General features: G+C 62.3%; 24 protein-coding genes. 6 read left to right on the forward strand and 18 right to left on the reverse strand.

What is annotated here, in order from left to right; all coding sequences use genetic code 11:
• Window positions 1-7: 7 nt before the first annotated feature.
• The 3 genes from DZG07_RS15360 to DZG07_RS23895 form a co-directional block, all read right to left on the reverse strand.
• Window positions 8-424: a VOC family protein gene (locus DZG07_RS15360; RefSeq protein ID WP_091917822.1), complete on the reverse strand. Its 417-nt coding sequence runs from the start codon at window positions 422-424 to the stop codon at window positions 8-10.
• A gap of 122 nt (window positions 425-546) precedes the next feature.
• Window positions 547-966 carry a DoxX family protein gene (locus DZG07_RS15365; protein ID WP_119821764.1) on the reverse strand — a complete coding sequence of 140 codons (420 nt, stop codon included), beginning with the start codon at window positions 964-966 and terminating at the stop codon, window positions 547-549.
• 132 nt (window positions 967-1,098) lie between these two features.
• Window positions 1,099-1,284 (reverse strand): hypothetical protein, encoded by a 186-nt coding sequence (locus DZG07_RS23895; RefSeq protein ID WP_091917823.1) that lies wholly within the window; start codon window positions 1,282-1,284, stop codon window positions 1,099-1,101.
• A gap of 357 nt (window positions 1,285-1,641) precedes the next feature.
• On the opposite strand from DZG07_RS23895, the gene DZG07_RS15375 reads away from it, so the two are divergent.
• Complete coding sequence (locus DZG07_RS15375) at window positions 1,642-1,983, forward strand: helix-turn-helix domain-containing protein (RefSeq protein WP_244538037.1); 342 nt, start codon at window positions 1,642-1,644, stop codon at window positions 1,981-1,983.
• A 184-nt stretch (window positions 1,984-2,167) separates the two neighbouring features.
• Here DZG07_RS15375 and parC read toward each other — a convergent pair whose 3' ends face one another.
• Entirely contained in the window at window positions 2,168-4,444 is a 2,277-nt protein-coding gene (gene parC, locus DZG07_RS15380; RefSeq protein ID WP_119818369.1) for a DNA topoisomerase IV subunit A, read from the reverse strand.
• A gap of 231 nt (window positions 4,445-4,675) precedes the next feature.
• Between parC and DZG07_RS15385 the strand changes: the two genes are divergently transcribed.
• On the forward strand, window positions 4,676-5,866 hold the full coding sequence (locus DZG07_RS15385; RefSeq protein ID WP_119821766.1) for a hypothetical protein: 1,191 nt from the start codon (window positions 4,676-4,678) through the stop codon (window positions 5,864-5,866).
• 89 nt (window positions 5,867-5,955) lie between these two features.
• Here the strand turns inward: DZG07_RS15385 and aspS are convergent, their stop codons facing one another.
• Window positions 5,956-7,746, reverse strand: a complete 1,791-nt coding sequence (gene aspS, locus DZG07_RS15390) for an aspartate--tRNA ligase (RefSeq protein ID WP_162931633.1) — start codon at window positions 7,744-7,746, stop codon at window positions 5,956-5,958.
• Window positions 7,747-7,949: 203 nt separating this feature from the next.
• On the opposite strand from aspS, the gene DZG07_RS15395 reads away from it, so the two are divergent.
• Entirely contained in the window at window positions 7,950-9,197 is a 1,248-nt protein-coding gene (locus tag DZG07_RS15395; RefSeq protein ID WP_091917856.1) for an MFS transporter, read from the forward strand.
• A gap of 70 nt (window positions 9,198-9,267) precedes the next feature.
• The gene (rnd, locus tag DZG07_RS15400) at window positions 9,268-10,422 is read left to right on the forward strand and encodes a ribonuclease D (protein ID WP_119818372.1); all 1,155 of its coding nucleotides are present in this window, start codon (window positions 9,268-9,270) and stop codon (window positions 10,420-10,422) included.
• 18 nt (window positions 10,423-10,440) lie between these two features.
• Here rnd and DZG07_RS15405 read toward each other — a convergent pair whose 3' ends face one another.
• The 13 genes from DZG07_RS15405 to DZG07_RS15470 all read right to left on the reverse strand — a co-directional run bounded on the left by DZG07_RS15405 (window position 10,441) and on the right by DZG07_RS15470 (window position 22,973).
• On the reverse strand, window positions 10,441-10,860 hold the full coding sequence (locus DZG07_RS15405) for an MAPEG family protein (protein ID WP_091917826.1): 420 nt from the start codon (window positions 10,858-10,860) through the stop codon (window positions 10,441-10,443).
• A 125-nt stretch (window positions 10,861-10,985) separates the two neighbouring features.
• Complete coding sequence (locus tag DZG07_RS15415; protein ID WP_091917827.1) at window positions 10,986-11,525, reverse strand: hypothetical protein; 540 nt, start codon at window positions 11,523-11,525, stop codon at window positions 10,986-10,988.
• A gap of 5 nt (window positions 11,526-11,530) precedes the next feature.
• On the reverse strand, window positions 11,531-13,033 hold the full coding sequence (gene guaB, locus DZG07_RS15420; RefSeq protein ID WP_119818378.1) for an IMP dehydrogenase: 1,503 nt from the start codon (window positions 13,031-13,033) through the stop codon (window positions 11,531-11,533).
• A 208-nt stretch (window positions 13,034-13,241) separates the two neighbouring features.
• Window positions 13,242-14,243, reverse strand: coding sequence for a N(2)-acetyl-L-2,4-diaminobutanoate deacetylase DoeB (gene doeB, locus DZG07_RS15425; protein WP_119821770.1), 1,002 nt, complete (start codon window positions 14,241-14,243; stop codon window positions 13,242-13,244).
• 12 nt (window positions 14,244-14,255) lie between these two features.
• Window positions 14,256-15,437 (reverse strand): ectoine hydrolase DoeA, encoded by a 1,182-nt coding sequence (gene doeA / locus DZG07_RS15430; protein WP_119818380.1) that lies wholly within the window; start codon window positions 15,435-15,437, stop codon window positions 14,256-14,258.
• A 40-nt stretch (window positions 15,438-15,477) separates the two neighbouring features.
• Complete coding sequence (gene eutC, locus DZG07_RS15435; protein ID WP_119818383.1) at window positions 15,478-16,470, reverse strand: ectoine utilization protein EutC; 993 nt, start codon at window positions 16,468-16,470, stop codon at window positions 15,478-15,480.
• Complete coding sequence (eutB, locus tag DZG07_RS15440; protein WP_119818386.1) at window positions 16,467-17,462, reverse strand: hydroxyectoine utilization dehydratase EutB; 996 nt, start codon at window positions 17,460-17,462, stop codon at window positions 16,467-16,469. Before eutB ends, eutC begins: the two co-directional genes overlap by 4 nt.
• 6 nt (window positions 17,463-17,468) lie before the next feature.
• On the reverse strand, window positions 17,469-18,248 hold the full coding sequence (gene eutA, locus DZG07_RS15445; RefSeq protein ID WP_119821772.1) for an ectoine utilization protein EutA: 780 nt from the start codon (window positions 18,246-18,248) through the stop codon (window positions 17,469-17,471).
• Between the two features lie 5 nt (window positions 18,249-18,253).
• Complete coding sequence (gene ehuD / locus DZG07_RS15450; RefSeq protein WP_119818389.1) at window positions 18,254-18,910, reverse strand: ectoine/hydroxyectoine ABC transporter permease subunit EhuD; 657 nt, start codon at window positions 18,908-18,910, stop codon at window positions 18,254-18,256.
• A 1-nt stretch (window position 18,911) separates the two neighbouring features.
• Window positions 18,912-19,571 (reverse strand): ectoine/hydroxyectoine ABC transporter permease subunit EhuC, encoded by a 660-nt coding sequence (gene ehuC, locus DZG07_RS15455; protein WP_119818392.1) that lies wholly within the window; start codon window positions 19,569-19,571, stop codon window positions 18,912-18,914.
• 189 nt (window positions 19,572-19,760) lie between these two features.
• Window positions 19,761-20,615, reverse strand: a complete 855-nt coding sequence (ehuB, locus tag DZG07_RS15460) for an ectoine/hydroxyectoine ABC transporter substrate-binding protein EhuB (protein ID WP_119818395.1) — start codon at window positions 20,613-20,615, stop codon at window positions 19,761-19,763.
• Window positions 20,616-20,681: 66 nt separating this feature from the next.
• Window positions 20,682-21,467, reverse strand: coding sequence for an ectoine/hydroxyectoine ABC transporter ATP-binding protein EhuA (ehuA, locus tag DZG07_RS15465; protein WP_119818398.1), 786 nt, complete (start codon window positions 21,465-21,467; stop codon window positions 20,682-20,684).
• A gap of 120 nt (window positions 21,468-21,587) precedes the next feature.
• A complete protein-coding gene (locus DZG07_RS15470) occupies window positions 21,588-22,973 on the reverse strand; it encodes a PLP-dependent aminotransferase family protein (protein ID WP_119818400.1) in 1,386 nt (461 codons plus the stop codon).
• Between the two features lie 84 nt (window positions 22,974-23,057).
• On the opposite strand from DZG07_RS15470, the gene DZG07_RS15475 reads away from it, so the two are divergent.
• Window positions 23,058-23,555 carry an Lrp/AsnC family transcriptional regulator gene (locus tag DZG07_RS15475; protein WP_091917837.1) on the forward strand — a complete coding sequence of 166 codons (498 nt, stop codon included), beginning with the start codon at window positions 23,058-23,060 and terminating at the stop codon, window positions 23,553-23,555.
• 119 nt (window positions 23,556-23,674) lie between these two features.
• Entirely contained in the window at window positions 23,675-25,168 is a 1,494-nt protein-coding gene (locus DZG07_RS15480; protein ID WP_119818402.1) for an NAD-dependent succinate-semialdehyde dehydrogenase, read from the forward strand.
• Window positions 25,169-25,174 lie beyond the last annotated feature (6 nt).

The following is a 25,174-nucleotide window of genomic DNA, read 5'->3' on the forward strand; positions in this document are numbered from 1 at the left end:
TTGATCGTCAGGCGGCAGCCGCCTCGCAATTGACCATCCACGGTGTGCCGAACTGGTCTATCAGCATGCCGAAACCCTCGGCCCAGAAGGTCTTTTCGAAGGGCTGCTTGACTTCGCCCTTCTCTGCAAGGGCGTCGAAAACCCGCTTGGCCTCCGCCTTGTCGGTGAATTGCAGCGATATCGAAAACCCGTCCATCTTGGTTTTGTATTGCGGCGGCGCGTCCGAGCCCATCAGCACCTGGTCGTCTCCGAAGGTCAGGCGCGCATGCATGATCTTGTCGCGCCATTCCGCCGGAACATAGCCTTCCGCCGGCGTGCCGGCATGCGGCATCATCATCACGATCTTGCCGCCCAGCACCTTCTCGTAGAATTTGAACGCGGCCTCGCAGGTTCCGTTGAAGGCGAGATACGTATTGGATTTCATGGTCTTCTCCCTGTGATTTCCACCGATTGATTGCCGGTGGTTCTGATGCCCTTCGCCTCGCATATGCCGGGCATGATGGACCGACCGGGTGACATTCCTATGGCCGGCCCACCGATTTCGCCTCAACGCCCCAGCGGTATCAATGCGCGCAGCCGCTCGTCGCGCAGATAAAGCCCGCCCCAGGCCATGACGCCGAGATAAACGCCGAACAGCGTGTGGGAAAACAGCGGATTGCCGATGCGTACGTGGGTTGCGATCGCGCCGCCGAGATAGGCCGTCAGCAGGATAGCGCCGAGCACGGCGGTGCGCGGAATTGCGTAAAGTATCGTGCAGGCAAGCGTCAGCACGCCGAGCGTGCGCGCCATGGATACCGTCGTGGGCCAGCCGAGTTCGCCCATGGTCTGGGTGACAATGTCGAGCGGCACCAGCTTGATCGCCCCGTCGAAAGCCAGGAACAGGATGAGCAGGCCGCTGATTGCCCACCCTGCCCGATAGGCGTTCTTCGAGACTGATGTTTCGGCGGTGTGGATCGCGGATTGCATGTTCATTTCTCCAGATGTCCTCGGCCTCTCTCAGGGCCCAATCCAAGGACGAACGGGAATTGCGGCTCCCGACAGGGGTCCGAAAATTTCTTGAAGTCCGGAGACGCGCTCGCGCCGATCGGGAACTCGCAATCATTTCCGCTTCAGTTGCTGCAGATAGGCGCCCAGTCGGTCGAGGCTATCGCCCCAGAAACGCCGATAATCCCGCAGATGTCCGGCGAGATCGTCCATCTGTGTTCCTTTGAGGCGCTGAAGCCCGGCGCTCGCCTTGCGCGCGGCCAGAAAGCGTTCCCAGGGTGAAATCCTGTCCTTGCTCATCTTGGCCAGCCTCCCGCGGTGACGGCCGCCTGGACAACGTAGCGCTGTCCAGCCGAGTTATATTTAACCTACTAGTTAATAATAATGTCAAGCACTTGCATGCTTCCACCCTGCCGCCACGGCGTCCATTCATCACGACACCGTGCCGCCGGCAGTCATAAATTCAACAAAACGTTAGAAGAGACAGGCAGCCGCAATCAATCTCGGGCTTCCTTTTCTCTGGGCGAATACCCATCTTCCGCGCTTGCGCCAGCCGACAGAATGAAAAATCCGAACCTGATGAAAAATCAAGACAATGGAACGGCGGGCGAAGACGCCTGCGATGGCGAACAGCCTTACCTGCCCTTTATCGAAGCCATGCGGCCTTTGACCGGCAAATGGAAAATCGAGATCATGTGGGCGCTGGCCCATAAAACCCATCGCTTCGGCGAATTGCGCCGGGCGCTCCCCGGCATCACCCAGCATATGCTGGCGCAGCAACTGCGCGATCTGGAGACGGACGGGCTGGTCAAGCGCACCGCCCATGCTGTGGTTCCGCCACGCGTGGAATATGAGGCCACCGAAGCGGCCTACGGCCTGAAACCGGTGTTCAAGGCGTTCATAGCATGGTCGGAGCAATATGGTCCGATCGCGCGCCGGCAAAAGGCGTGGGAAGAAAAGACAATGCCGGAAAGCTGGCAGGCCGCGCCGCCTGCCTAGGGCGCTGTGTGCCCGTTTGCAGCGCTCCGGGTTAACACTCCAGGGTATGTTGAGATTCGGGTCAGGGCGAGCCGAGAACGGTAGCTTTCGAGAACCGGCGCGGAGCGGACTTTTTGGTCCGTGAGCACCGGAAGCGCAGAAAACTGCCGTTCGCAGGCCGCCATCACCTGAAGATCAATATGCCCTATCCGAATTTGCCGGTACGCGGGAACCCCTTCGGCACCATGCGGCCGGCGGCGGCGCGGTTGCCCAGCCATTCGGTCAGTTCCTCGCGCGTCCGCACGAAGGTGCGGTCGGCCGAATCCTGCCAGGACAGACCGTTCTCCATCGCAAACAGCTTTATGTCGAGCACGCCGCCGTCCTTGTAGCGCTGCAGGCGAACGCCCTTGCCGCGCGTCATTTCCGGGATTTCGGAAAGCGGGAACACCAGCATCTTGCGGTTTTCGCCGACGACTGCGACATGATCGCCAGCCACCGGCACGCAGCGCTTGGCCTCGTCCGGCGACTTGACGTTCATCACCTGCTTGCCCTTGCGGGTGTTGGCGACGACTTCGGCCTCCGGCACCACGAAGCCATTGCCGTCGTGCGAAACGAGCAGCAGCCTGCGCTTGGGATCGTGGACGAAGGCGGTGACGATGTCCTGGTCGTTGTCCATGTCGACGATGATGCGGATCGGCTCGCCATGGCCGCGCCCGCCCGGCAGCCTGTCGGCGCCGATGGTGTAGAACTTGCCGCCGGTGGTGAAGACAAGGATCTTGTCCGTCGTCTGGGCATGGAAGGCGAGCTTCAGCCCGTCGCCTTCCTTGAAGGTGAACAGCGAATGGTCGTTGAGGTGACCCTTCATCGCCCGCAGCCAGCCCTTTTCCGAGACGACGACCGTTACCGGCTCCTTCTCGATCATGGCGTGGTGGATGTCGCTCAGATCGTGATCGGGCGCCTCGGCAAAGGTGGTGCGGCGCTTGCCGAGCGCTTCGTTTTCTTCGGGGCCGAAGTCGCGGCGAACCTTGTGGACCTGCCAGGCTATCGTCTTCCACTGCTTGGCGTCGGACGCCAGCAGCGCCTCGATTTCCGATTTCTCGGCGCTGAGCCCGTCGAATTCCTTGCGGATCTCGATTTCTTCCAGCTTGCGCAAGGCGCGCAAGCGCATGTTGAGGATCGCTTCGGCCTGGACGTCGGTGAGCGCCCAGCGGGCCATCATCACCTGCTTGGGCTCGTCCTCCTCGCGGATGATGCGGATCACCTCGTCGAGATTGAGATAGGCGATCAGATAGCCGGCGAGGATTTCCAGGCGGCGTTCGATCTCGGCAAGGCGGTGCTTCGAGCGGCGCACCAGAACTTCCTTGCGGTGCTCCAGCCACTCCTGAAGAATGGTCTTCAACGACAGCACGTTCGGCACCTTGCCGCGCGACAGCACGTTCATGTTGAGCGGGAAGCGGCTTTCGAGCTCTGTGAGCTTGAACAGCGATTCCATCAGCAGCGCCGGGTCGACAGAACGGCTCTTCGGCACCAGCACGAGGCGAATGTCCTCGGCGCTCTCGTCGCGCACGTCTTCCAGCAGCGGCAGTTTGCGGGCGATCAGCAGTTCGGCGATCTTTTCGATCAGCCGTGCCTTCTGCACCTGATAGGGAATTTCGGTGACGACGATGTTCCAGGTGCCGCGGCCCTGATCCTCTACCGAATAGCGCGCACGGACGCGGAAGCCGCCGCGGCCTGTCTCATAGGCATCGAGGATCGACGCACGGTCGTCGATGATGATGCCGCCTGTCGGAAAGTCCGGTCCCTGCACCAGCCCGTCGCCGGGCTCCTTGCTCATCAGATCCTCGACCGACGCGCCGGGATTGTCGATCAGAAGCAGGGCTGCCGTGCAAAGCTCGGCGGCATTGTGCGGCGGGATCGAGGTCGCCATGCCCACCGCGATGCCCGACGAGCCGTTGGCGAGAAGGTTCGGGAAGGCACCCGGCAGGACGACCGGCTCCTCGTCTTCCTCATTGTAGGTTGGGCGATAGTCGACGGCATCCTCGGTGATGCCTTCAAGAAGCGCTGTCGACACCTCGGTCATGCGCGCTTCGGTGTAGCGCATGGCGGCGGCATTATCGCCGTCGATATTGCCGAAATTGCCCTGCCCGTCGACCAGCGGATAACGGACGGCAAAGTCCTGCGCCAGGCGCACCAGCGCGTCGTAGATCGACTGGTCGCCATGCGGGTGGAACTTACCCATCACCTCGCCGACGATGCGCGCGCATTTGGCAAAACCCTGGTCGGGATTGAGCCGCAGCAGCCGCATTGCATGCATGATGCGGCGATGCACGGGCTTCAGCCCGTCGCGCACATCCGGCAAAGCACGGTTCATGATGGTCGACAGCGCGTATGAAAGATAACGGTCTTCCAGCGCCTTCTTCAGATCAACCGGTTCAATGTTGTCGCCGCCGCCGGCACCTGGCGGTAAGAGCCCTTTTCCCATGGCTTTCGACTATCCGAAGGGGTGATTCGCGGCAAGAGCCTGATGGTCAAGCCCCGAACTTTCGAAATCGCACGCCTATTAGCTGATACTAACCTTCAATTGCGCAGCGATCTTCCAATTGCCTTTTGCACGCATTTTTGAGCATGGTGTGCCGAAGTTGCCATTTTCCGGTCGGGTTCTTCACGGACAGGAATGGCGGCACGGATTCATTCCAGTTTCAGGAAAAATATGATGACGATCCACCGTCCGCTTTTTTACAAACTCGCTTTTTCCACCATTCTGTTCACCCTGCCCCTGCAAGGCGCTTACGCACAGGACGCCAATGCGGTCGCCGCGCGTTTCAAGGAATTGCTGGCCGCGCAGAGCGTCGACCTGAATTGGTCCTCGGTCAGCGGAGACGCCTCCAAAATGGTGTTCGACGGCGTAACCTTCAACGCCCCGGGCGAAAAGGAACCGTTCCCGATCGGCAAGCTGACTTTCGAAGGCGTGACCGAGGAAAACGGCGGCTACAAAGTTGATACGGTGAGCACCGAGCCATACCACCTCACCGAAGACAAGGCGGTCATCGACGTCAGCGCCATGACGTTCTCCGGCGTGAAACTGCCGGCTGCGAATCCAGCCGACCCGCTGGCATCGCTGCTGATGTATGATTCCGCCCAGATCGACAGCGTCGGCATCAAGGTTGCCGACAAGCAGGTCTTTTCGCTGGCCAACATGAACATCGAAGTGACCCCGCCGGTGGACGACAAGCCGATGGAATTCACCGGCTCCGCTGAAAAATTCACGGCCGACCTTACGGCCCTCGAGGATCCCCAGTCGAAAGTCATCATCGACGGCCTCGGTTACCAGAACCTCAGCGGGAACTTGGAAATGGCCGGTTCCTGGCAGCCGTCCGATGGTCGCATGGCGCTGTCGCAGTACGATATCACGGTCGATAATGCCGGCACGCTCGGCATGAAGTTCGACTTCGGCGGCTACACGCTGGCCTTCGTCAAATCGCTTCAGGACATGCAGAAGAAGATGGCCGATCAGCCGGCCGGCGCCGACAATTCGGCGCAGGGCCTCGCCATGCTCGGCCTGATGCAGCAGCTCACCTTCCATGGCGCCAACATCCGCTTCGACGACGATTCGCTGACCGGCAAGGTTCTCGCATATGTCGCCAAGCAGCAGAGCATGCAGCCGAAGGATATCGCCAACCAGGCAAAGGCGATCGTTCCCTTCCTGACCGCCCAGCTTAACAACCCCGAGCTGTCCGGCCAGATCACGGCTGCCGTCAACAAGTTCCTCGATGATCCGAAGAGCCTGGAGATCGCCGCTGCCCCCGCCTCGCCTGTGCCGTTCGCGATGATCGCTGCCGGCGCAATGTCGGCGCCGACGGAGCTGCCCAAGACGCTCGGCGTCACCGTAACGGCTAACGAGTAATTCGCCGTTTCAACCCGATCGGAAACGAAAAAGCCCGGCAGCGATGCCGGGCTTTTTGCTGAGTCGAATGAATAGATTAACCCGCCAGCTTAAGCTTCTTTCTTAGGCGCGGCCGGGCGCAATTCCAGTTCGCGGAGTTGCTGCGGCGTTGCCGGCGACGGCGCGCCCATCAACAGGTCGAAGGCCTGCTGGTTCATCGGGAACATCGTCACCTCGCGCAGGTTCTTCGCACCGACCAGCAGCATGACCACGCGATCGATGCCGGCTGCCATGCCGCCATGCGGCGGCGCGCCATACTGGAAGGCGCGGTAGAGGCCGCCGAAGCGATCCTCGACCGTCTGGCGATCCAGGCCAACCATCTCGAAGGCTTTCACCATCGTTTCCGGCAGGTGGTTGCGGATGCCGCCAGAGGCGATCTCGAAGCCGTTGCAGACCATGTCGTACTGGAACGCCTTGATGCCGAGCGGCTCGGCGCCGTTCAGCGCGTCGATGCCGCCCTGCGGCATGGAGAATGGGTTGTGCGCGAAGTCGATGCGCTTCTCGTCCTCGTTCCATTCGAAGAACGGGAAATCAACGATCCAGCACAGCTCGAAACGGTCGCGGTCCACGAGGTTCAGCTCCTCACCGGCGCGCGTGCGGGCAGCGCCTGCGAAGGAGACGAATTTTTTCGGATCGCCGGCAACGAAGAAGGCCGCGTCGCCATCCTCAAGGCCAAGCTGCTGGCGAATGGCTTCGGTGCGTTCCTCGCCGATGTTCTTGGCGATCGGGCCGGCGCCCTCGAGCTTGTCGCCTTCCTTGCGCCAGAAGATATAGCCGAGACCCGGCTGGCCTTCGCCCTGCGCCCAGGAGTTCATGCGGTCGCAGAAAGCGCGGGAGCCGCCGGTCTTAGCCGGAATGCCCCAGACTTCGGCCTTCGCATCGTTTGCCAGAATGCCGGCGAACACCTTGAAGCCCGAACCGCGGAAATGCTCGGAGACATTGTCCATGACGATCGGGTTGCGCAGGTCAGGCTTGTCCGAACCATATTTGCGCATCGCGACATCGTAAGGAATGCGCGGGAATTCCTGCGTCACCGGCTTGCCGTTGGCGAAGGTCTCGAAGACGCCGCGCATGACCGGTTCCATCGTCGCCAGAACGTCGTCCTGCTCGACAAAGCTCATTTCGAGGTCGAGCTGGTAGAATTCGCCCGGCAGGCGGTCGGCGCGCGGGTCTTCATCGCGGAAGCAGGGCGCGATCTGGAAATAGCGGTCAAAGCCCGACACCATGATCAGCTGCTTATACTGCTGCGGCGCCTGCGGCAGCGCATAGAAATTGCCGGGATGAATGCGGCTCGGCACCAGGAAGTCGCGCGCGCCTTCCGGGCTCGAAGCGGTCAGGATCGGCGTCGAATATTCGGTGAAGCCCGATTCGCCCATGCGCTTGCGCATTTCGGCGATGATCTTGGTGCGCTGGACGATATTCCGGTGCAGCGTGTCGCGGCGCAGGTCGATGAAGCGGTACTTCAGCCGGATGTCTTCCGGATAGTCCGGCTCGCCGAACACCGGCAGCGGCAATTCCTTGGCCGCCGAAAGAACCTCGATCTCGCGGGCGAAAACCTCGATCTCGCCGGTCGGCAGGTTGGCGTTGACCGTCTCGGCCATGCGCGCCTTGACCTCGCCGTCGACGCGGATGACCCATTCGCCGCGAACCGTCTCGGCGATCTTGAAGGCCGGCGAATCCGGGTCGGCGACGATCTGCGTCAGGCCGTAGTGGTCGCGTATGTCGATGAACAGCAGGCCGCCATGGTCGCGGACGCGATGGACCCAGCCGGAAAGGCGGACGCTCGATCCGACGTCGGATTTCCTCAACTGAGCGCAGGTATGGCTGCGGTAACGGTGCATGGTCAAATTTCCGGTCCGGGATGTTGGCGTGATCAGGCCGGCGCATTTTTGCCGCCGGCTCCAAAATTCGCGCGAAAAGCGCATGCGAGCCCGGTTTTGTCAAGGCAATGCCGCGTTTTGGTCCAATGGCTGTCGGGTTTGCCGCTGGCAATCGCCAGGGCGATGGTTCACTACTGACGCTTCATTGCCAGACTGAAAGCCTGATGTCTTCCATACGCCCGCTGATACCCCTGCTCATTGCCGCCGGCATCCTCCTCGGCGGCAACGGCCTCCAGGGCACGCTCATTGCGCTGCGCGGCGCCCAGGAAGGCTTTTCCGCCTCGACCATCGGCTTCATGGGCACATCCTATTTTGCCGGCTTCCTGCTCGGCTGCATCGCCATAACCCGCATCATGAAGGCGGTCGGCCATGTCCGCTCCTTCTCGGCGCTGGCGGCCATCGCCTCGGCCGGAACGCTGATGCTCGTCCTGGTCATCGATCCAATCATGTGGTCGGCCATTCGCTTCGCAACAGGCTTCTGCTTTGCCGGCCTGTTCACGATCATGGAGAGCTGGCTGAACTCCGGCGTGCAGAATCACGACCGCGCCCGCGTGCTGGCGCTCTACCGCATCATCGACATCGGCTCCGTCACCGGTGCGCAGTTCATGATTCCCGTCTTCGGCGCCGGTGGTTTCACCATCTTCGCCATCATGTCGATCATGATCACGCTGTCGCTGGTTCCGGTATCGCTGGGCGACCGCTCGAACCCGAAACCGCCGGAAGACGTGAAGCTCGATCTGGCCAGGGTCTGGCGCATCTCGCCGCTCGGCTGCATCGGTTGCATCGCCGTCGGCGTTACCAACAGCGCGTTCCGAACGCTGTCGCCCGTCTATGCCGAGCAGATAGGCATGTCGGTGGCCGACGTCGTCACCTTCATCAGCGTCGGCATCATCGGCGGTGCGCTGATCCAGTATCCGCTCGGCTATCTCTCGGACCGCTGGGACCGGCGCAAGGTGCTGCTTCTGACCACCTGCTGCGCGATGCTGTCGGCGCTGGCCATCGTGTTCCTGGCCGGAAGCACCGTCATCGCCAATTTCGCCTTCGTCTTCGTCTTCGGCTCCTTCGCCATGCCGCTGTTTTCGCTTTCGGCCGCACACGCCAACGACCGCGCCGGCAAGGGCGAGTTCGTTCTGGTCAATGCCGCGCTGATGCTTTTCTATTCCTTCGGCGCCATCGGCGGTCCGCTGGCTGCGTCAACGGTGATGCAATATTTCGGCCCGCATTCGCTTTTCACCTTCATGGCGGCGATCTATGCGATTTTCATATTGATCACGCTTTACAGGATGGGCGTGCGCTCACCCGTGCCAGCCAATCATCGCGGCCGCTTCACGGCTCTTTTGCGCACGTCGACGATTTTTGCCCGGCTTGCCCGCCGGACCGGCGATTCAGCCAAATCGGGTAAGGACGAATGAGCCTCGACGCTTGACGAAAGCGTCTGGGACTGAAAGGAAATGACGTTGCTTTTTAGGTCAAAGAAATTTCATGCACGTCATAACGACCCAGCAAGAACTTGAAACTGCCGTCGCGGCGCTCGAAAAATCCGCTTTCGTAACCGTCGATACCGAGTTCATCCGCGAAACCACCTTCTGGCCGGAACTCTGCCTGATCCAGATGGCCGCTCCCGGCGTCACCGCGCTGGTTGATCCGCTGTCGCCTGATATCGACCTGAAGCCGTTTTTCGCGCTGATGGCGAACGAGGCAGTGATCAAGGTTTTCCACGCCGCCCGGCAGGACATCGAAATCATCTTCCACCTCGGCGGGCTTATCCCCCACCCGGTGTTCGACACCCAGGTGGCGGCGATGGTGTGCGGCTTCGGCGACAGCGTCTCCTACGACCAGCTCGTGCAGAAGATCACCGGCACGCATCTCGACAAGTCCTCGCGCTTCACCGACTGGCGCCACCGGCCGCTGTCGGAAAAGCAGCTCACCTACGCGCTGGCCGACGTCACCCATCTGATCGACGTCTACCAGCACCTCCAGGCGCAGCTCGATCGCGACAACCGCGCTCACTGGCTGAACGAGGAAATGGAGGTGCTGACCTCCCGCGAAACCTACGATCCGCACCCAGACGATGCCTGGAAGCGCCTTAAGATGCGCCTGCGCAAGCCCGTCGAGCTTGCCGTGGTGCAGGCGGTTGCCGCATGGCGCGAGCGCGAGGCGCGCGAACGCAACGTGCCGCGCGGGCGCGTGCTGAAGGATGACGCCATCTACGAGATCGCGCAGCAGCAGCCGCGCGACGCAACGGCGCTGTCGCGCCTGCGCACCGTGCCGAAAGGCTGGGAACGCTCCTCCACCGCAACGACGCTGCTTGAAATCGTCAACAGCGCGCTCGGCATTCCCAAGGAACAGATGCCGCGGTTGCCCAAGGTCGTCCAGGCGCCCGAAGGCACCAGTGCGGCTGCCGAACTGCTCAAGGTGCTGCTGCGGCAAGTGGCCGAAAAGGAAGGCGTGGCTGCCAAGGTCCTTGCCTCGAGCGATGACATCGACCGTCTCGCCGCGGATGGCGAAGAAGCCGACGTGCCGGCCATGCACGGCTGGCGGCGCGAGGTGTTCGGCGACATCGCCGTGCGCCTGGTTCGCGGCGAACTGGCGCTCAAATTCGAAAACAAGAAGATTACGGTGTTCGAAAACAAATAGAGCGCCCTGCCGGCACTTTCAAACCACTGCCAGCAGATGCAGCCCAAACCAGATCCAGAGCGCGGCCAGCGCGAGGAAGCCGAGCGAGAACGCCGGCTGACGATAGCGAATGCGATTGCCCGTCAGATGCACCCAGGCGTGCACATAGCGTGAAATGGCGAAAAGCCAAGCCAGTGCCACCGGCACATAGGCGACGCCGCTGGTAACGAACAGCGCCAGGCAAACGACGTGAAACAGGACCGGAAGCTCGAACTGGTTCATCAAATTGTTCGAGGCGGTGGCGCTGCTTGACGGTTCGTCCGTGCGGCCACGGAATTGCGAGGTCTTCGCCTCGCCCGACTGCACCGCATGGTAACGCCGCTTACCCACGACCGCATAGACGATGTAGACCAGCACCACATGGGCAATGACCGGCCAGAAGATTGCCGTCGGATTCATGGTTGGCCTCCCACCCGGAGCAATTCCAGGAAAACTGTGTAGCGGTTTTGCGTCCAGGATTGCGTAAAAACAGATACTTAGAGCGGTTCGGCGTTTCGACCAGAAGCTGAACCGCTCTGGCTTTCTCAGCTTTCCCTTTGGCCTGCCAGGACCAGTGCCACAATGACGATGATCGGAATTGCGCCGAGCGCGAATTTCGCGACGATCAGCCCAGAGGCCAGCGAGAGCGTATCCGGATTGGCTGCAACCGGGTCCGATAGTACCCGCGCAACCGCAATATTCTGAGCATAGTCTGCAACCGTGTAGGGCAGCACCAGGCCGAGCGCGAAACTCGAGCGTGCGTTTTCGGACAGGGCCGAAAAACGCCGAAGCCGGTTTCCCGCAGCCAGAATCAGGGCGACCAGCGTCACCGACAGCAATGCCGGGAACAGAAGATCGAATGTCAGATAGTGCCAGACGAGGATGTTCTCGCTGCCGCGCCGCCCCAGCGCTGTCAGCCACTCCATGCCTTCATCCGGCGTGAAACCGAAATAGCGCATGTCGAGCGACGGCAGCCCACCGCTCAGACTGCGGAAATAGAAGAATTCCAGCAGGACCATTGCGGCAAATACACATGCCGAGGCAACGCAGAGCGCCCCGGCATGCCGTGCCAGTCTGGCAACCATCAGCTTCAGAAGCCGCCGGGGTAGTTCGGGCTTTCGCGCGTGATCGTCACGTCATGGGTGTGGCTTTCACGCAGGCCCGCATTGGAGATGCGCACGAAGGTGGCGCGCTCGCGGAAGTCTGCAAGATCGCGGCCGCCGACATAGCCCATCGCAGCCTTGAGGCCGCCGGCAAGCTGATGCAGCACGCCCGAGACCGGGCCCTTGTACGGCACCTGACCTTCGATGCCTTCGGGAACCAGCTTCAGCGTGTCGCGCACTTCCGCCTGGAAGTAGCGATCGGCCGAGCCGCGCGCCATGGCGCCGACCGAACCCATGCCGCGATAGGCTTTGAACGAGCGGCCCTGATAGAGATAGACCTCGCCGGGGCTTTCGTCCGTGCCGGCCAGCAGCGAGCCGACCATCGCAGCACTGGCGCCAGCGGCCAGCGCCTTGGCCAGGTCGCCGGAATATTTGATGCCGCCATCGGCGATGACCGACACGCCGGATTTATGCGCCGTCTCGACAGCCGACATGATGGCCGACAATTGCGGAACGCCGACGCCAGCGACGATGCGCGTCGTGCAGATCGAGCCCGGCCCGATGCCGACCTTGACGGCATCCGCGCCGGCATCGATCAGCGCCTGCGTTCCCGCCGCCGTCGCCACGTTGCCGGCCATGATGCGCACCGAGTTCGACAGCTTCTTTGCGCGAGTGACGGCGTCGAGAACGCGCTGCGAATGGCCGTGCGCGGTATCGATGACGAGCAGGTCAACGCCGGCATCGATCAGGCGTTCGGCGCGCTCGAAACCGTCCTCGCCGACGCTGGTTGCAGCGGCAGCGCGCAGGCGGCCCTGCGAATCCTTGGTGGCGTTCGGGTTGAGCTGCGACTTCTCGATATCCTTGACGGTGATAAGGCCGACGCAGTTGCCGGCCTTGTCGACCACAACCAGCTTCTCGATGCGGTGCTGGTGCAGCAGCCGCTTGGCCTCGGTCTGGTCGACGTTCTCCTTGACCGTGATCAGGTTTTCCCGCGTCATCAGCTCATAGACTTTCTGAGCGGGATCGGTGGCGAAGCGCACGTCGCGATTGGTCAGGATGCCGACAAGCCGGCCAACGATCTGCCCGCCCGAGCCGCCATTCTCGACGACCGGAATGCCGGAGATGCCATGATTGCGCATCAGCGTCTGCGCATCGGCCAGCGTCGCATCCGGCCCGATCGTGACAGGGTTCACAACCATGCCGGACTCGAACTTCTTGACCTGGCGTACCTGCTCGGCCTGCTCGGCAGGCGTGAAATTGCGGTGGATGACGCCGATGCCGCCGGCCTGGGCCATGGCAATGGCCAGCCGTGAGTCGGTCACGGTATCCATGGCCGCGGAAAGGATCGGAATGTTGAGTTCTATGTCGCCGGCAATGACGGTGCGGACGTCCGTCTCACCCGGCATGACTTCCGAATGGCCGGGCTGCAGGAGCACGTCGTCAAAAGTAAGCGCCGTCGCGCCCGTCGCGGTTTCTATGATTTTTGCCATGGCCAGCCCTTGATGCGTTAAGCCAGCGCTGGCTCGTATGAGCTGCGCAGACTCTTTCTTTCCCTTTCAGGATTGGCACGGGCTGGTAACACGTCTCGGTGCCGATGAAAAGTATGGGGCGTGCGGATTCGCTATCGTGTCACAGCTTCCCGCCAACGGCTGAGGCGGGAAGGAGCGTTGCGATATGATCAATCGACCGGCACGATGATCAATCGACCGGCACGGCGACCACTGCCGCGCAATCGCCAGGCTTGACCAGACCGGGGAAATGCCGGGCCGTGAGGATGCCCGAAAGCCCGGCCTTGATTTCAGCCGGCGCCTGCCCGGTGCGTCCAACCGGATAGATGCGGGCGACCACCTGCCCTGCCTCGACCGCGTCGCCCAGATCGACAACAGGCTCGATCATGCCTTCGTCTTGCGCGAAGGAAAAACAATCGCCTGACGGCATGTCGAGCCATTGCGTTGGCTGGCTGTCGACCGCACCGGCAACGATGCCGGCATGGCGCAACACATTGAGCGTGCCGCGTTTGGCGATGCGTACGGTTTCGGCGCGCGACGTGCCGCCGCCGCCCAGCTCGGTCGTGACGAAGATCTTGCCCATTTCCTCGGCGGCGGTGTCGTACATGCCGACCGCATCGATCTCCAGCATGCGCATGGAGAAAGGCGCTGAGAACGCCTTTACGGCAGCAAATGCCTGTTCTTCCTGCTTCTTGTCGGGAAGGATGTGGGCGGCGCAGAACGGAACGAAATCAAGTGTTTTGCCGCCCGAATGAAAGTCGAGCACGACATCGGCGCGCGGCAGCAGTTCGCGCTGGAAATAGTCGGCGATCTTTTCCGTCACCGTGCCGTCCGGGCGCCCCGGAAAGCTGCGGTTCATGTTGCCCTTGTCGATCGGCGATGTGCGCGTGCCGGCGCGGAAGGCCGGATAGTTCATCGCCGGCACGATGATGACCGTGCCGGAAACATCTTTCACATCGAGCGTGCGGGCAAGGTCGAAAAGTGCGATCGGCCCCTCATATTCGTCGCCATGGTTGCCCCCGGTCAGCAGCGCCGTCGGCCCGCTGCCGTTCTTCACCACCGTCAGCGGGATCATCACCGAGCCCCAGGCCGAATCGTCCCGGCTGTAGGGCAGCCGCAGGAAACCGTGCTGCACGCCGGGCTTGTCGAAATCGACGGTGGGCGTGATTGGTGAGGGGCGCTGATTTGCCATGAGCATCGACCTTTAGTCCTTCACGAAAAGCTGGCGCGGCACGTTGGCCAGGCACTCCACGCCGGTTTCGGTGATCAGGATGCTTTCGGTGATCTCCAGCCCCATCGTTTCCAGCCACAGGCCGGTCATGAAATGAAAGGTCATGCCGGGCTTCAGCTCGGTCTTGTCGCCGGGACGCAGGCTCATCGTGCGCTCGCCCCAATCCGGCGGATAGGAAAGGCCGATCGAGTAGCCGGTGCGGTTGTCCTTGACGATGCCGTACTTCTTCAGCACCGCGAAGAAGGCATTGGCGATGTCCTCGCAGGTATTGCCGGGCTTTGCAGCGGCTAGACCAGCCTCCATGCCTTCCAGCGTCGCCTTCTCGGCATCAAGGAATTCCTGCGTCGGCTTGCCGAGAAAGACGGTGCGCGACAGCGGCAGGTGATAGCGATTGTAGCAGCCGGCGATCTCGAAGAAGGTGCCCTCGCCGCTCTTCATCGGCTTGTCGTCCCAGGTCAGATGCGGCGCAGACGCATCGACGCCCGACGGCAGCAGCGGCACGATCGCCGGATAGTCGCCGCCAATGCCATCAACACCGCGCGTGCCGGCATCATAGATCTCGGCAACCAGATCGCATTTGCGCATGCCGACCTCGATCTTGTCGACGATGCGTTGGTGCATGGCTTCGACGATGCGCCCGGCCTTGCGCATATAGTCGATCTCCTGCGCGCTCTTGACCGCGCGCTGCCAGTTCACCAGCGCTGTCGTGTCGACAAAACGCGCATTCGGCAGATGCTTCTGCAACGCAGCGTAGGCAGCAGCCGAAAACCAGTAATTGTCCATCTCGACGCCGATGGTGAGCTTGTCCCAGCCGCGCGATGCAAGCGTCTCGGACAAAAAGTCCATCGGATGGCGCTCGGTCGACTGCACATAATGATCGGCGTAACCGACGATGTTGTCGTGTGCTAAATAGGCGGTGCGCTTGGCGCCGTTGGCATCCTGCCCGCGACCGTACCAGACCGGCTCGCCCTGCGGCGGCACGATGACCGCTTGATGCACGTAGAACGACCAGCCGTCGTAACCGGTCAGCCAAGCCATGTTGGACGGATCGCTGACGATCAGCAGATCGACGCCCTTGGCTTCCATGGCGCGCCGCGTCTTGGCGAGGCGATCCGCATATTCGCCGCGCGAAAATTTGAGGTTTGGTCCGGTCATTCTCTGTCGTTTCCTCGTGTTTTTGGGCCGATGGCCAAAATCAGCTTTCGAATGTAGCGCCGGCACCTGCCGCCTTGGCGCGCTCGCTTGCCAGCGTAGCGATTGCCGTGTCCTGCACGCCTGTGCCGGTCAGGTCGGCGACAGTGATGTGCCGATCCGACGCGCGGCCCGGCTTCGCTTTCGCGATCACCTCGCCGAGTTCGGCAAACACCGCGCTCTCCACAACCAGTCCTGCCTTGATCGCGTGATGCAGTTCGCCCAGCAGCCGCGTCTGGCTCAGCCTGTCGGCGACGTAGAGATCGGCCTTGGCAATGATTGCGGGATCGAGTTCGTTCTTGTGCTCGGAATCCGAACCCATGGCGGTGATATGCTGCCCCGGCTCCAGCCATTCGGCTTTCAGGATCGGACGGTCGGAAGGCGTGGTGGTGACGATGATGTCGGCGCCCGCAACGGCCTTTTCGGCGTCGGGTTCGGCGCGCACCACAATTCCAAGGCGTTCGGCAAACTGCTGCGCCGCGATCTCGGCCTTGCCCAGATCGCGCGCCCAGATGCGCGCTTCCCTTATCGGGCGCACCAGTGTGAGTGCCTCAAGCTGCAAACCGGCCTGAACGCCTGCGCCAAAAATCGCAGCAATTTGCGAATCCTCGCGCGCCAGATGCTTTGCCGCGACAGCACCGGCAGCGGCGGTGCGCACGTCGGTGAGGTAGCCATTGTCGAGCAGCAGCGCCTCGACCAGACCGGTTCGCACTGAGAGCAGCACCATCATGCCGTTGAGGCTCGGCAGGCCGAGCTTGGGATTGTCGAAGAAGCCGGGGCTGATTTTGATGGCAAATCCGTCGATGCCCGGCACATAGGCCGTCTTCACGTCGACCTCGCCGCGATGCTCGGGAATGTCGAGCCGCAGGATCGGCGGCATGGCGACCGCTTTCGTCGCCAGCGCATGGAAAGCGTTTTCGACGCAGGCGACCGCTTCCAGATCGAGCGTGACGATCTTGCGCAGATCGGCTTCGGTGAGGATGGTCATGCGGCTCATGCGGCGATCTCCGCAAACGGGTCGCGCTCGCCGCAGACGATCTTCCGGTGCAATTCCATGTCGATATTGCGTCCGGACAGGACCAAGACGACCGGGCCGCTCGATTTGATCTTGCCGGCAAGCAGCGCGCCGATGCCGACTGCCGCTGCCCCTTCGACGATCTCGCGCTCGACCGCATAGGCATGCCGGATCCCGGTTGCGATCTCGTCTTCGGACAGCAGCACCAGATCGTCGAGCAGGTCGCGGCACATCGCAAATGTCATGCGGTTGTCGAGGCCGATGCCGCCGCCTAGCGAATCGGCAAGGCTCTGCATTTCCTTTACCAGCACCGGCCGGCCAGCGTCGAAGCTCGCCTTCATCGCCGCGCCGCGTTCCATAGAGACGCCGACGACTTTTATGGAAGGTTTGAGGCCCTTGACGGCAGCGGCGATGCCGGCTCCAAGCCCCCCGCCCGAAACCGGCACCACCACCGTCACGGTGTCCGGCACGTCGTCGAGCATTTCCAGCCCGATGGTTCCCTGACCCGCGATGACCGCCGAATGATCGAACGGCGGTACCATCACAAGTTGCCTTCCAGCCACCAGACGGTCAACCTCTTCCTGCGCGTCGTCCTGGGATTTTCCAACGATGCGTATCTCGGCACCCAGCCTGCGGATTTCATCGACCTTGTTCTGCGGCACCAGGCTGGACATGCAGATGATCGCGCGAATGCCTTCCAGCGAGGCGGCATAGGCCAGCGCGCGGCCATGGTTTCCGGTCGATGCAGCCACCACGCCGCGCTTTCTTTCGTTATCCGAAAGCATTGCAACGGCGTTGGATGCGCCGCGCAATTTGAATGCACCGGTTGTCTGGCGATGCTCGAGCTTCAGGAAAACCGGCACGCCGGCGATCTCCGACAGCGCTACGGACTGCACGGTGGGCGTGTGGACGATCTTGCCGGCGATGTGTGAACGCGCGGTCTGGATGTCGTGAAGGGTAACGAAATCAGTCATGGCAAATCAGTCTGCCGCCAGCGGCATGGTCATCAGCCGGCCGAGTTCTGGATGCGCTTTGTCGTCTCCGCACAGGCGCAGACAGTTCCAGGCGCTGGCGAGATTGCTGGTAACGACAGGCCTGCCGATCGCCTTCTCGATATCGGCAGCGACGCCAGCAGCCCGCAGAGCCGTGCAGGAAATGAACAGCGCTTCCGCACCCGGCGCGATGGCATCGCGCGCCAGCTCGATCAGCAGCGCAGGCGGTATCCGCGCCATCTCGCGATCGTCGTCGAAACCAAGGCAGGTGAAGTTGACGAGCTCAAAACCGTGGCCGGCAAAGTAAGCCGCCATCGGCCGGCTCGTCTCGACCGTATAGGGCGTCAGCACGCTGATCTTGCCGACGCCGAGCGCCCGCAGGCCGCGCACGCTGGCCAGGGTCGGCGTAACGACCGGCACACCGGGCTTTGCCGCCTGGATTGCCGCCGTTATTTCGTCGTCGCCGATCACCGCCGAAGCGGAGGTGCAGGAATAGCAGATCGCGTCGAGTTCCTCGCCCGGCAGGATCAGCCTTGCGCCTTCGGTCAGCGACGGCTGCATCTTGCGCAGGTTTTCCGGCGTCGTCGGATTGGCGTAGTCGATGCGGGCGACATAGACGCCGATGCGTGGACCGGCGACCATGCGCTGGAAATCGACCTCCGAGGTGTGGTCGGTCGCAAGCGCGATCAGGCCGACACGCTTCGCCATCGGGCGATCGTCGAGCATCGGGCGCGCCTGGCTCATCCTGATTTCGGGCAATGGTTTCATGATCTTCAACCTATCCGCCCATACCGCCGTTCCAGCCAGCGCAATGCGAAGACCGAGATCAGGCTGATGATGAGGAAGAATGCGCCGACCATGGTGATCGGCTCGACATAGCGGTAGCTGGAATTGGCGACGCTCTTGGCCTGGTTCATCAGTTCCAGCACGGTGATGGCCGAGAGCAGCGGCGTTTCCTTGAACATGGCGATGAAATAGTTCGCCAGCGCCGGGATCATCGGCGGCAGAGCCTGCGGCAGGATGATCTGCATCCAGGTCTGGCGCGCGCTCAGATTACAGGCCTTCGCCGCCTCCCACTGGCCGCGCGGCACATTGTCGATGCCGGCGCGGTAAACTTCCGCCGTGTAGGTACCGTAATGCAGCCCAAGCCCGATCACGCCCGCCACCATTGGCGACAGCGTGATGCCGATATCGGGCAGCACGTAGAAGATGAAATAGAGCTGGACCAGAAGCGGCGTGCCGCGAATGAACTCGGCGAGAAAGCCGACCGGCCGCGACAGCAGCTTGTTCGGCGAGCGGCGCGCCAGTGCAATGCCGAGCCCGACGACCGCCGCCAGCACAGAGCCGAGCAGCGTCGCCAGAATAGTGATCTTCACGCCCTGGATAAGGGTCGGCATGATCTGCCAGACGAAATCCCAATCCCACTCCATGTCAGCTCCTCACGCCGTCGAGGCCGCGTGCCATGCGCCGTTCGAGCGCGCGCATGCCGTAGGAAATCACGCAGGCGATGGCGAAGTAGAGGATCAAAATGGTGGTGAAAGGCACCAGCGTATTGCCGGTCTGGGCGCGCACCACCTGCGCCTGAAAGGTCATGTCTGTCAGCGAAATCAGCGAGACGACGGCGGTCGCCTTCAGAAGCTCGATCGCATTGTTGCCGAAGGTCGGCAGCATCAGGAGAAACGCCTGCGGCAGGATGACGTGGCGCATCGCCTGCCAGCGGCCGAGATTGAGCGCAACGCAGGCTTCATATTGCTCGCGGCCGATGGACTGCACCGCGCCGCGCACCACTTCGGCACCATAGGCGCCGACATTCAGGCCCAGCGCCAGCACGCCCGCCTGCAACGGCGTCAGCGTGATGCCCATGAACGGCAGCACGAAATAGGCCCAGAAAAGCTGGACGAAGATCGAGGTGCCGCGGAAAAACTCGATATAGGTCGTGGCCAGCGCCCGCACCGCCCAGAAGCGCGACAGGCGGCCGAGCCCCGCGACGAAGGCCATCACCAGCGCCAGCGCCGAGCCCATTACCGTCAGTTCGACGGTAACGACGGCGCCTTGCAGGATGAGGCCTAGATATCCGGACCAGTCGATCATGAATTCAGCGGTTTCCCAGATCGTGATTTCGCGCAGGGGCGGTTTTTCAGCCCCTTCTCCCCGTTCACGAGGAGAAGATGCCGGCAGGCAGATGAGGGGCGGCGTGAACCTGGCAGAGTGTGGTGCTGCCCCTCATCCGGCTCTTCGAGCCACCTTCTCCCCGCTTGCGGGGAGAAGGAAGATGGCGCCTTACTTTGCCGAGCAGAGCTTTTCGCGCGTCGTCGACATCGCTGCCTTGGCCGAGAAGCCGTAGGGCTCGATGATCTTGGCGAATTCGCCGGATTCCTTCAGCTTGGCGAGCTCCACGTCGAAGGCATCGCGCAAAGCTTCGTCGCCCTTCTTGAAGGCGGCGCCATCGCAATAGACCGGCGCGCCGACGACTGGAGCAACGACTTCGAGGCTCGGGTCGTTGGCCTTCTTGACGAGATCGTTGATCGACAGAACCGGCAGCGAATAGGCGTCGATGCGGCCGTCCTGCAGCATCTTCAGGCCGCTCTGGCCGTCCGGAACGACGATGACGCGGTCACGCGGCACGCCGGCTTCGAGCGCCAGCTTTTCCTCGGTGCCGCCGCCCGGCGCCCCGATCGTGCCCGACGGGTCCTTGGCGATGTCGGCATAGCTCTGGAAACCCTTCGGGTTGCCCTTCTTCAAGAGGAAGGCTTCGGCGTCGCACAGCACTGGCTCGGAGTAAGCGACTGCAGCACAGCGCTCAGGCTTCATGAAAAGCCCGGCGGTGACCGCATCATGGCGGCCGGCCTGCAAGCCAGGGATCATCGCGCCATATTCCGAGATGGAGGCCACGACATCGGCGACGCCGAGGCGCTTGAAGATTTCACGCGCCACGTCGGGGGCCGCGCCCGAAACCTTGCCGTCTGCGCCGACCGCGGTGAAAGGTGGCTCGTTGGCGATGGCGATGCGGGCAAAGCCCTGCGCCTTCAGCTGCTCCAGCTTGCTGTCGTCAGCCGAAACCGGCCCAGTCGCGACAAAGGCAGCAAGCGCGACCACGCAGGCCGTTCCTGCCAATAAAACCTTGATCTTGTTCATAGTTCCCAGCTCCATTTCGTTTCTTGTGGTTGTATTTCGAGCGGCCCCGCCGCCCATGCATTGCGGTCAGACGCGGTGTCCGGCCGCTATGATCTTTCTGAGGAATGCCTGCGTGCGTTCCTGCTTGGGATGGCGGAAGATGTCGTCGGGCTTGCCTTCCTCAACGATCTTGCCGCGATCGAAAAACAGCACGCGGTCGGCGAAATCATGGGCAAAGCCCATTTCATGCGTCACCAGCAGCATCGTCATGTCGGTCTCGGCCGCCAGCTTGCGCATGACGTTCAGCACTTCCTCGACCAGTTCCGGGTCGAGTGCGGAGGTGACTTCGTCGAACAGCATGATCTTGGGCGACAGCGCCAGCGCGCGGGCAATCGCCACGCGCTGCTTCTGGCCGCCGGAAAGCTGCGCCGGCATCGATTTCGCCTTGTCGGCCATGCCGACCATGTCGAGCAGTTCCATCGCCCGCTTTTCGGCGTCGGCTTTTTTCACGCCCTTGGTCAGCATCGGCGCCAGCGTGACATTCTCGATGACGGATTTGTGCGGAAACAGGTTGAACAGCTGGAAGACCATGCCGATCTTCTGGCGCATTCTGGCCAGATGCCGCTCGTCGGCCGGCAGCAACTGGCCGTTGCGCTCCATGTGGTAGAGATGCTCGCCGTCGATCTGGATATGGCCGCCATCGATGCTTTCCAGCGTCATCAGGATGCGCAGGATCGTCGTCTTGCCGGAACCGGACGGGCCGATCAGCGCCAGCTTCTCAGCCGGCTTGACCTCCAGCGAGAGGCCGTCGAGCACCTTGAACGAGCCGAAGCTCTTGGTGATGCCGTCGATCTTGATGATAGGCTGGGACATGTGTCTCTCCTGTTGGGAGAAGCGAATGCCCAAACGATGGGGAGTTTATGAAATCATGTCAATTCATAAAATAATATCATGACAATTTTTCGAAATATGCTGGATTTCAAGGCATTTTGTCTAAATCGCCAGCAGCAGCAATTCAGGATCGCCGAGCAGCAACTTAGCCACCACGCCCAGCCCTGCCCGCAATTCGCCTTCGGTCGTCGAGCCGAGCGAGATGCGCACTGCCGGCTGCCACTCTTCCTGCGAGATGCGGAATGAAACCCCGGGCGCAATGGCAACGCCCTGAAGCCGCGCCTGCGAGACGAACCCCTCCTCCGTGCGCTGGTCGGGCAGCGGCAGCCAGATGTGCAGGCTGTCACGATGCGCCAAATAGCCGACACCGCCCAGCATCTCGGTCGCGATCTCGTGGCGGCGGCGAAGCGCTTCGCGCTGCCAGCGAACCAGTTCCATGGCTGTCCCGTCCGCCACCCAGCGCGAGGCGATCTCGACCACCATGGGCGTCGCCATCCAGTTCGAGACGAGATGACGGTTGGCGACGGCAGCGACATAACGGTCCGGCGCGACCAGATAGCCGACGCGCAGGCCCGGCACGACGATCTTGGTGAAGCTGGTGACGTAAAGCGTGCGTTCGGGTGCGAAATAGGCCATCGGCGGCGCGCGATCCTGCACCAGCGGCCCGAGTACATCGTTCTCGATGATCGCGATATCGTGCCTGCGCGCGACCTCGGCGATTTGCGAACGCCGCACCGAGCCCATCAGCGTTGCCGTCGGATTGATGACCGAAGGTTGCACGAAAACGGCCCGGATCGGCGATTTCCGGCAAGCTTCGTCAAGCGCTTCGGGGATCATGCCCTCGTCGTCGATCGCCAGCCCTTCCAGGTCGAAGCCGAGATAGGTCGCAAGCGGTATCAGCGTATGGTGGCCAATCGCCTCGGTGGCGACGATCGAACCGGGCGGCGCGACACTCATCAGCGCGACCGTCATGCCGGCGGTCGCACCATTGGTGATGCTGATATTTTGGGGCGAAACCTCCAGCCCGCAGCCCCGCAGCCAGTCCGCGGCAATGGCGCGATGGCGCGGGAACACAACGTTCGGTCGGAACGATAACGCCGCGCTCGATGTCAAATTCTCCGAAAGCCAGCCCAGCGCCTGCTTCATCTTCTCCAGATGCATCGGCTCGCAGACGGGTTTCAGGATCGACAGGTCGATCACTTCGCCAAGCCGCTCCGGCAGATAGGGTGGGTCCGGCTCCTTGCGCTGCGTCTGCACGAAACTGCCGCGCCCGATCTCGCCCGAGATCAGCCCGCGCCGTATAAGCTCCTCATAGGCGCGGCTGACGGTCTGGACAGAGAGTTTCAGGTCGTCGGCCATGCGCCGATGCGTCGGCAATCTTGCCCCGCTTTCAAGGCGTCCATCATGGATCGCCCGCGCAATCTGTTCGGCAAGCGAAAGATAGGCGGGGCGGCGAATGAGGGCAGGATCCGGGCGCCAGAATGTCATGATTTATATGAGACCATAATCAGTGCAATTGACAATCGAAAAAATGCGCGGTCATGGTCCATCGACGGAATTCACAGGCAAGCCATGTCCTCGATAAAACTCGATCCGATCGATCTGCGCATTCTCGATGCGATCCAGCGCGACGGGCGCATCACCAAGCTGGCGCTTGCCGAGCGGGTCGGCCTGTCGCCGACACCATGCTGGATGCGGCTGCGCAAGCTTGAGAAAGCCGGCATCGTCACCGGCTATCACGCCAAACTCGCCATGCGGCTGGTGGCACCTGTCGCCACGGTGCTGATGGAGGTGACGCTCGGCGCGCACCGGCAGGCCGATTTCGACCGTTTCGAGCGCGCGATCCGCGACATTCCCGAAATCGTCGCCTGCTGGTCGGTCGGCGGCGGCGTCGACTATGTGCTGAAGGTCATGGCGCGCGACATCGATGCCTATCAGCGGCTGGTCGACGGCCTCCTGGAGCGCGAGCTCGGCATCGACCGCTACTTCACCTACATCGTCATCAAGACGGTGAAGGAAGAGACCGCGCTGCCGCTCGAGGAATTGCTGCCGCCGGACGCCAGCCAATAGTCGATCTCTCTGGCAACGAGCGCCGCGCTAGACAATCTCTCTCCTGGCGTCCCCCGGAAAAGTCTCTTTCTCCGGTCCGCCGCGCCTACCCTCCGGGTGAACAACTTCGGAGGAACCCGATGCCCGCCCAATTCGCTCGCGCCCATCGACAGGATGCCCTCGATCGCCTTGCCGACCGCCGCCTGCTGCGCGAACTCGCCTATGTCGACGGACACTGGACGGCTGCCGAAACCGGCCAGACCTTCGAGGTGCGCAATCCCTCGAATGGCCAGACCTTCGCCTGGGTTGCCTCGCTGGATGCCGCCCAGACCTCGCAAGCCATCGATGCAGCCAGCCGCGCTTTCCCCGCCTGGCGTTCGCTTCTGCCGCAGCAGCGCTCGGCGATCTTGCGAAAATGGTTCGAGCTGATCATCGCTGCGAAGGAAGACCTCGCCCTGATCATGACGCTGGAACAGGGCAAGCCGCTCGCCGAATCCCTTGGCGAAATCGACTATGCCGCATCCTTCATCGAATGGTACGCCGAGGAGGCAAAGCGCCTCAACGCGGAGAGCGTCACCAGCCATTTGCCCAACGCTGAGATGATCGTTCGCCGCGAGCCGCTTGGCGTCGTCGGCGTCGTCACGCCTTGGAATTTCCCATCAGCAATGCTGACCCGCAAGGCTGCCGCCGCACTCGCCGCCGGCTGCACCATCGTTGCCCACCCCTCCTCCGAAACGCCGCTTTCAGCGCTCGCATTGGCCGAACTTGGCGAGCGCGCCGGCCTGCCGGTCGGCGTGTTCAACATCGTCACCGGCAATGCCGCGACCATCGTCGGCAGGCTTTGCGAGGATGCACGGGTTCGCGCGCTCAGCTTCACTGGCTCGACAGAGATCGGCCGGCTGATCGCCGCCCAATGCGCCCCGACCATGAAACGCCTCGTCATGGAACTCGGCGGGCACGCACCGTTGATCGTCTTCGATGATGCCGATCTGGATCGTGCCGTGAAAATCGCCATCGACGCCAAATTCGCGACCTCCGGGCAGGATTGCCTGGCCGCCAACCGCATCTATGTGCAACGCTCCGTCTATGATGCCTTCTGCACCAAATTCGCCGAGCGCATCGCAGCACTCAAGGTCGGCGACGGCCTGAGCGACGGCGTCGACATCGGCCCGCTTATGCATGAGCGCGCCGTCACCAAGGTCGAGGAACAGGTTGCCGACGCCATAAAACGCGGCGCGCGTTGCCTGACCGGCGGCAAGCGCATCGAGCCCGGCGCACTGTTTTATCAGCCGACCCTGCTCACGGACCTCACCGACAATGCGCTCATCATGCGCGAGGAAACTTTTGGACCGGTCGCTGCCGTCACGCCATTCGACACCGAGGACGAAGTGATCGCCCGCGCCAACGACACCGAATACGGCCTCGTCGCCTATGTCGTCACCGAAAATGGTGCGCGGCAGCTGCGGCTCGGCCGCGCGCTGGAATACGGCATGGTCGCCATCAACCGTGTAAAGATCACCGGCGCGCCGATCCCCTTCGGTGGCGTCAAACAGTCCGGCCTCGGCCGCGAAGGCTCCCGCCACGGGCTGGAGGCTTTTACCGAACTCAAATATCTCTGCCTCGACGCAGCCTGAAACAAT

The organism is Mesorhizobium sp. DCY119 (genome assembly GCF_003590645.1).
Taxonomy (GTDB): domain Bacteria; phylum Pseudomonadota; class Alphaproteobacteria; order Rhizobiales; family Rhizobiaceae; genus Mesorhizobium_M.

What these genes read in the sequence shown, in the direction of transcription:
- doeB (WP_119821770.1), bottom strand. Translation starts at nt 14,243, where the DNA reads ATGGCAAATCAGCGCCCCTCACCAATCACGCCCACCGTCGATTTCGAC.
- doeA (WP_119818380.1), bottom strand. Translation starts at nt 15,437, where the DNA reads ATGACCGGACCAAACCTCAAATTTTCGCGCGGCGAATATGCGGATCGC.
- ehuC (WP_119818392.1), bottom strand. Translation starts at nt 19,571, where the DNA reads ATGATCGACTGGTCCGGATATCTAGGCCTCATCCTGCAAGGCGCCGTC.
- eutB (WP_119818386.1), bottom strand. Translation starts at nt 17,462, where the DNA reads ATGACTGATTTCGTTACCCTTCACGACATCCAGACCGCGCGTTCACAC.
- ehuB (WP_119818395.1), bottom strand. Translation starts at nt 20,615, where the DNA reads ATGAACAAGATCAAGGTTTTATTGGCAGGAACGGCCTGCGTGGTCGCG.
- DZG07_RS15360 (WP_091917822.1), bottom strand. Translation starts at nt 424, where the DNA reads ATGAAATCCAATACGTATCTCGCCTTCAACGGAACCTGCGAGGCCGCG.
- DZG07_RS15395 (WP_091917856.1), top strand. Translation starts at nt 7,950, where the DNA reads ATGTCTTCCATACGCCCGCTGATACCCCTGCTCATTGCCGCCGGCATC.
- aspS (WP_162931633.1), bottom strand. Translation starts at nt 7,746, where the DNA reads ATGCACCGTTACCGCAGCCATACCTGCGCTCAGTTGAGGAAATCCGAC.
- ehuD (WP_119818389.1), bottom strand. Translation starts at nt 18,910, where the DNA reads ATGGAGTGGGATTGGGATTTCGTCTGGCAGATCATGCCGACCCTTATC.
- DZG07_RS15415 (WP_091917827.1), bottom strand. Translation starts at nt 11,525, where the DNA reads ATGGTTGCCAGACTGGCACGGCATGCCGGGGCGCTCTGCGTTGCCTCG.
- DZG07_RS15365 (WP_119821764.1), bottom strand. Translation starts at nt 966, where the DNA reads ATGCAATCCGCGATCCACACCGCCGAAACATCAGTCTCGAAGAACGCC.
- DZG07_RS15475 (WP_091917837.1), top strand. Translation starts at nt 23,058, where the DNA reads ATGTCCTCGATAAAACTCGATCCGATCGATCTGCGCATTCTCGATGCG.
- DZG07_RS15480 (WP_119818402.1), top strand. Translation starts at nt 23,675, where the DNA reads ATGCCCGCCCAATTCGCTCGCGCCCATCGACAGGATGCCCTCGATCGC.
- parC (WP_119818369.1), bottom strand. Translation starts at nt 4,444, where the DNA reads ATGGGAAAAGGGCTCTTACCGCCAGGTGCCGGCGGCGGCGACAACATT.
- ehuA (WP_119818398.1), bottom strand. Translation starts at nt 21,467, where the DNA reads ATGTCCCAGCCTATCATCAAGATCGACGGCATCACCAAGAGCTTCGGC.
- guaB (WP_119818378.1), bottom strand. Translation starts at nt 13,033, where the DNA reads ATGGCAAAAATCATAGAAACCGCGACGGGCGCGACGGCGCTTACTTTT.
- DZG07_RS15470 (WP_119818400.1), bottom strand. Translation starts at nt 22,973, where the DNA reads ATGACATTCTGGCGCCCGGATCCTGCCCTCATTCGCCGCCCCGCCTAT.
- DZG07_RS15375 (WP_244538037.1), top strand. Translation starts at nt 1,642, where the DNA reads ATGCGGCCTTTGACCGGCAAATGGAAAATCGAGATCATGTGGGCGCTG.
- rnd (WP_119818372.1), top strand. Translation starts at nt 9,268, where the DNA reads ATGCACGTCATAACGACCCAGCAAGAACTTGAAACTGCCGTCGCGGCG.
- DZG07_RS23895 (WP_091917823.1), bottom strand. Translation starts at nt 1,284, where the DNA reads ATGAGCAAGGACAGGATTTCACCCTGGGAACGCTTTCTGGCCGCGCGC.
- eutC (WP_119818383.1), bottom strand. Translation starts at nt 16,470, where the DNA reads ATGAGCCGCATGACCATCCTCACCGAAGCCGATCTGCGCAAGATCGTC.
- DZG07_RS15405 (WP_091917826.1), bottom strand. Translation starts at nt 10,860, where the DNA reads ATGAATCCGACGGCAATCTTCTGGCCGGTCATTGCCCATGTGGTGCTG.
- eutA (WP_119821772.1), bottom strand. Translation starts at nt 18,248, where the DNA reads ATGAAACCATTGCCCGAAATCAGGATGAGCCAGGCGCGCCCGATGCTC.
- DZG07_RS15385 (WP_119821766.1), top strand. Translation starts at nt 4,676, where the DNA reads ATGACGATCCACCGTCCGCTTTTTTACAAACTCGCTTTTTCCACCATT.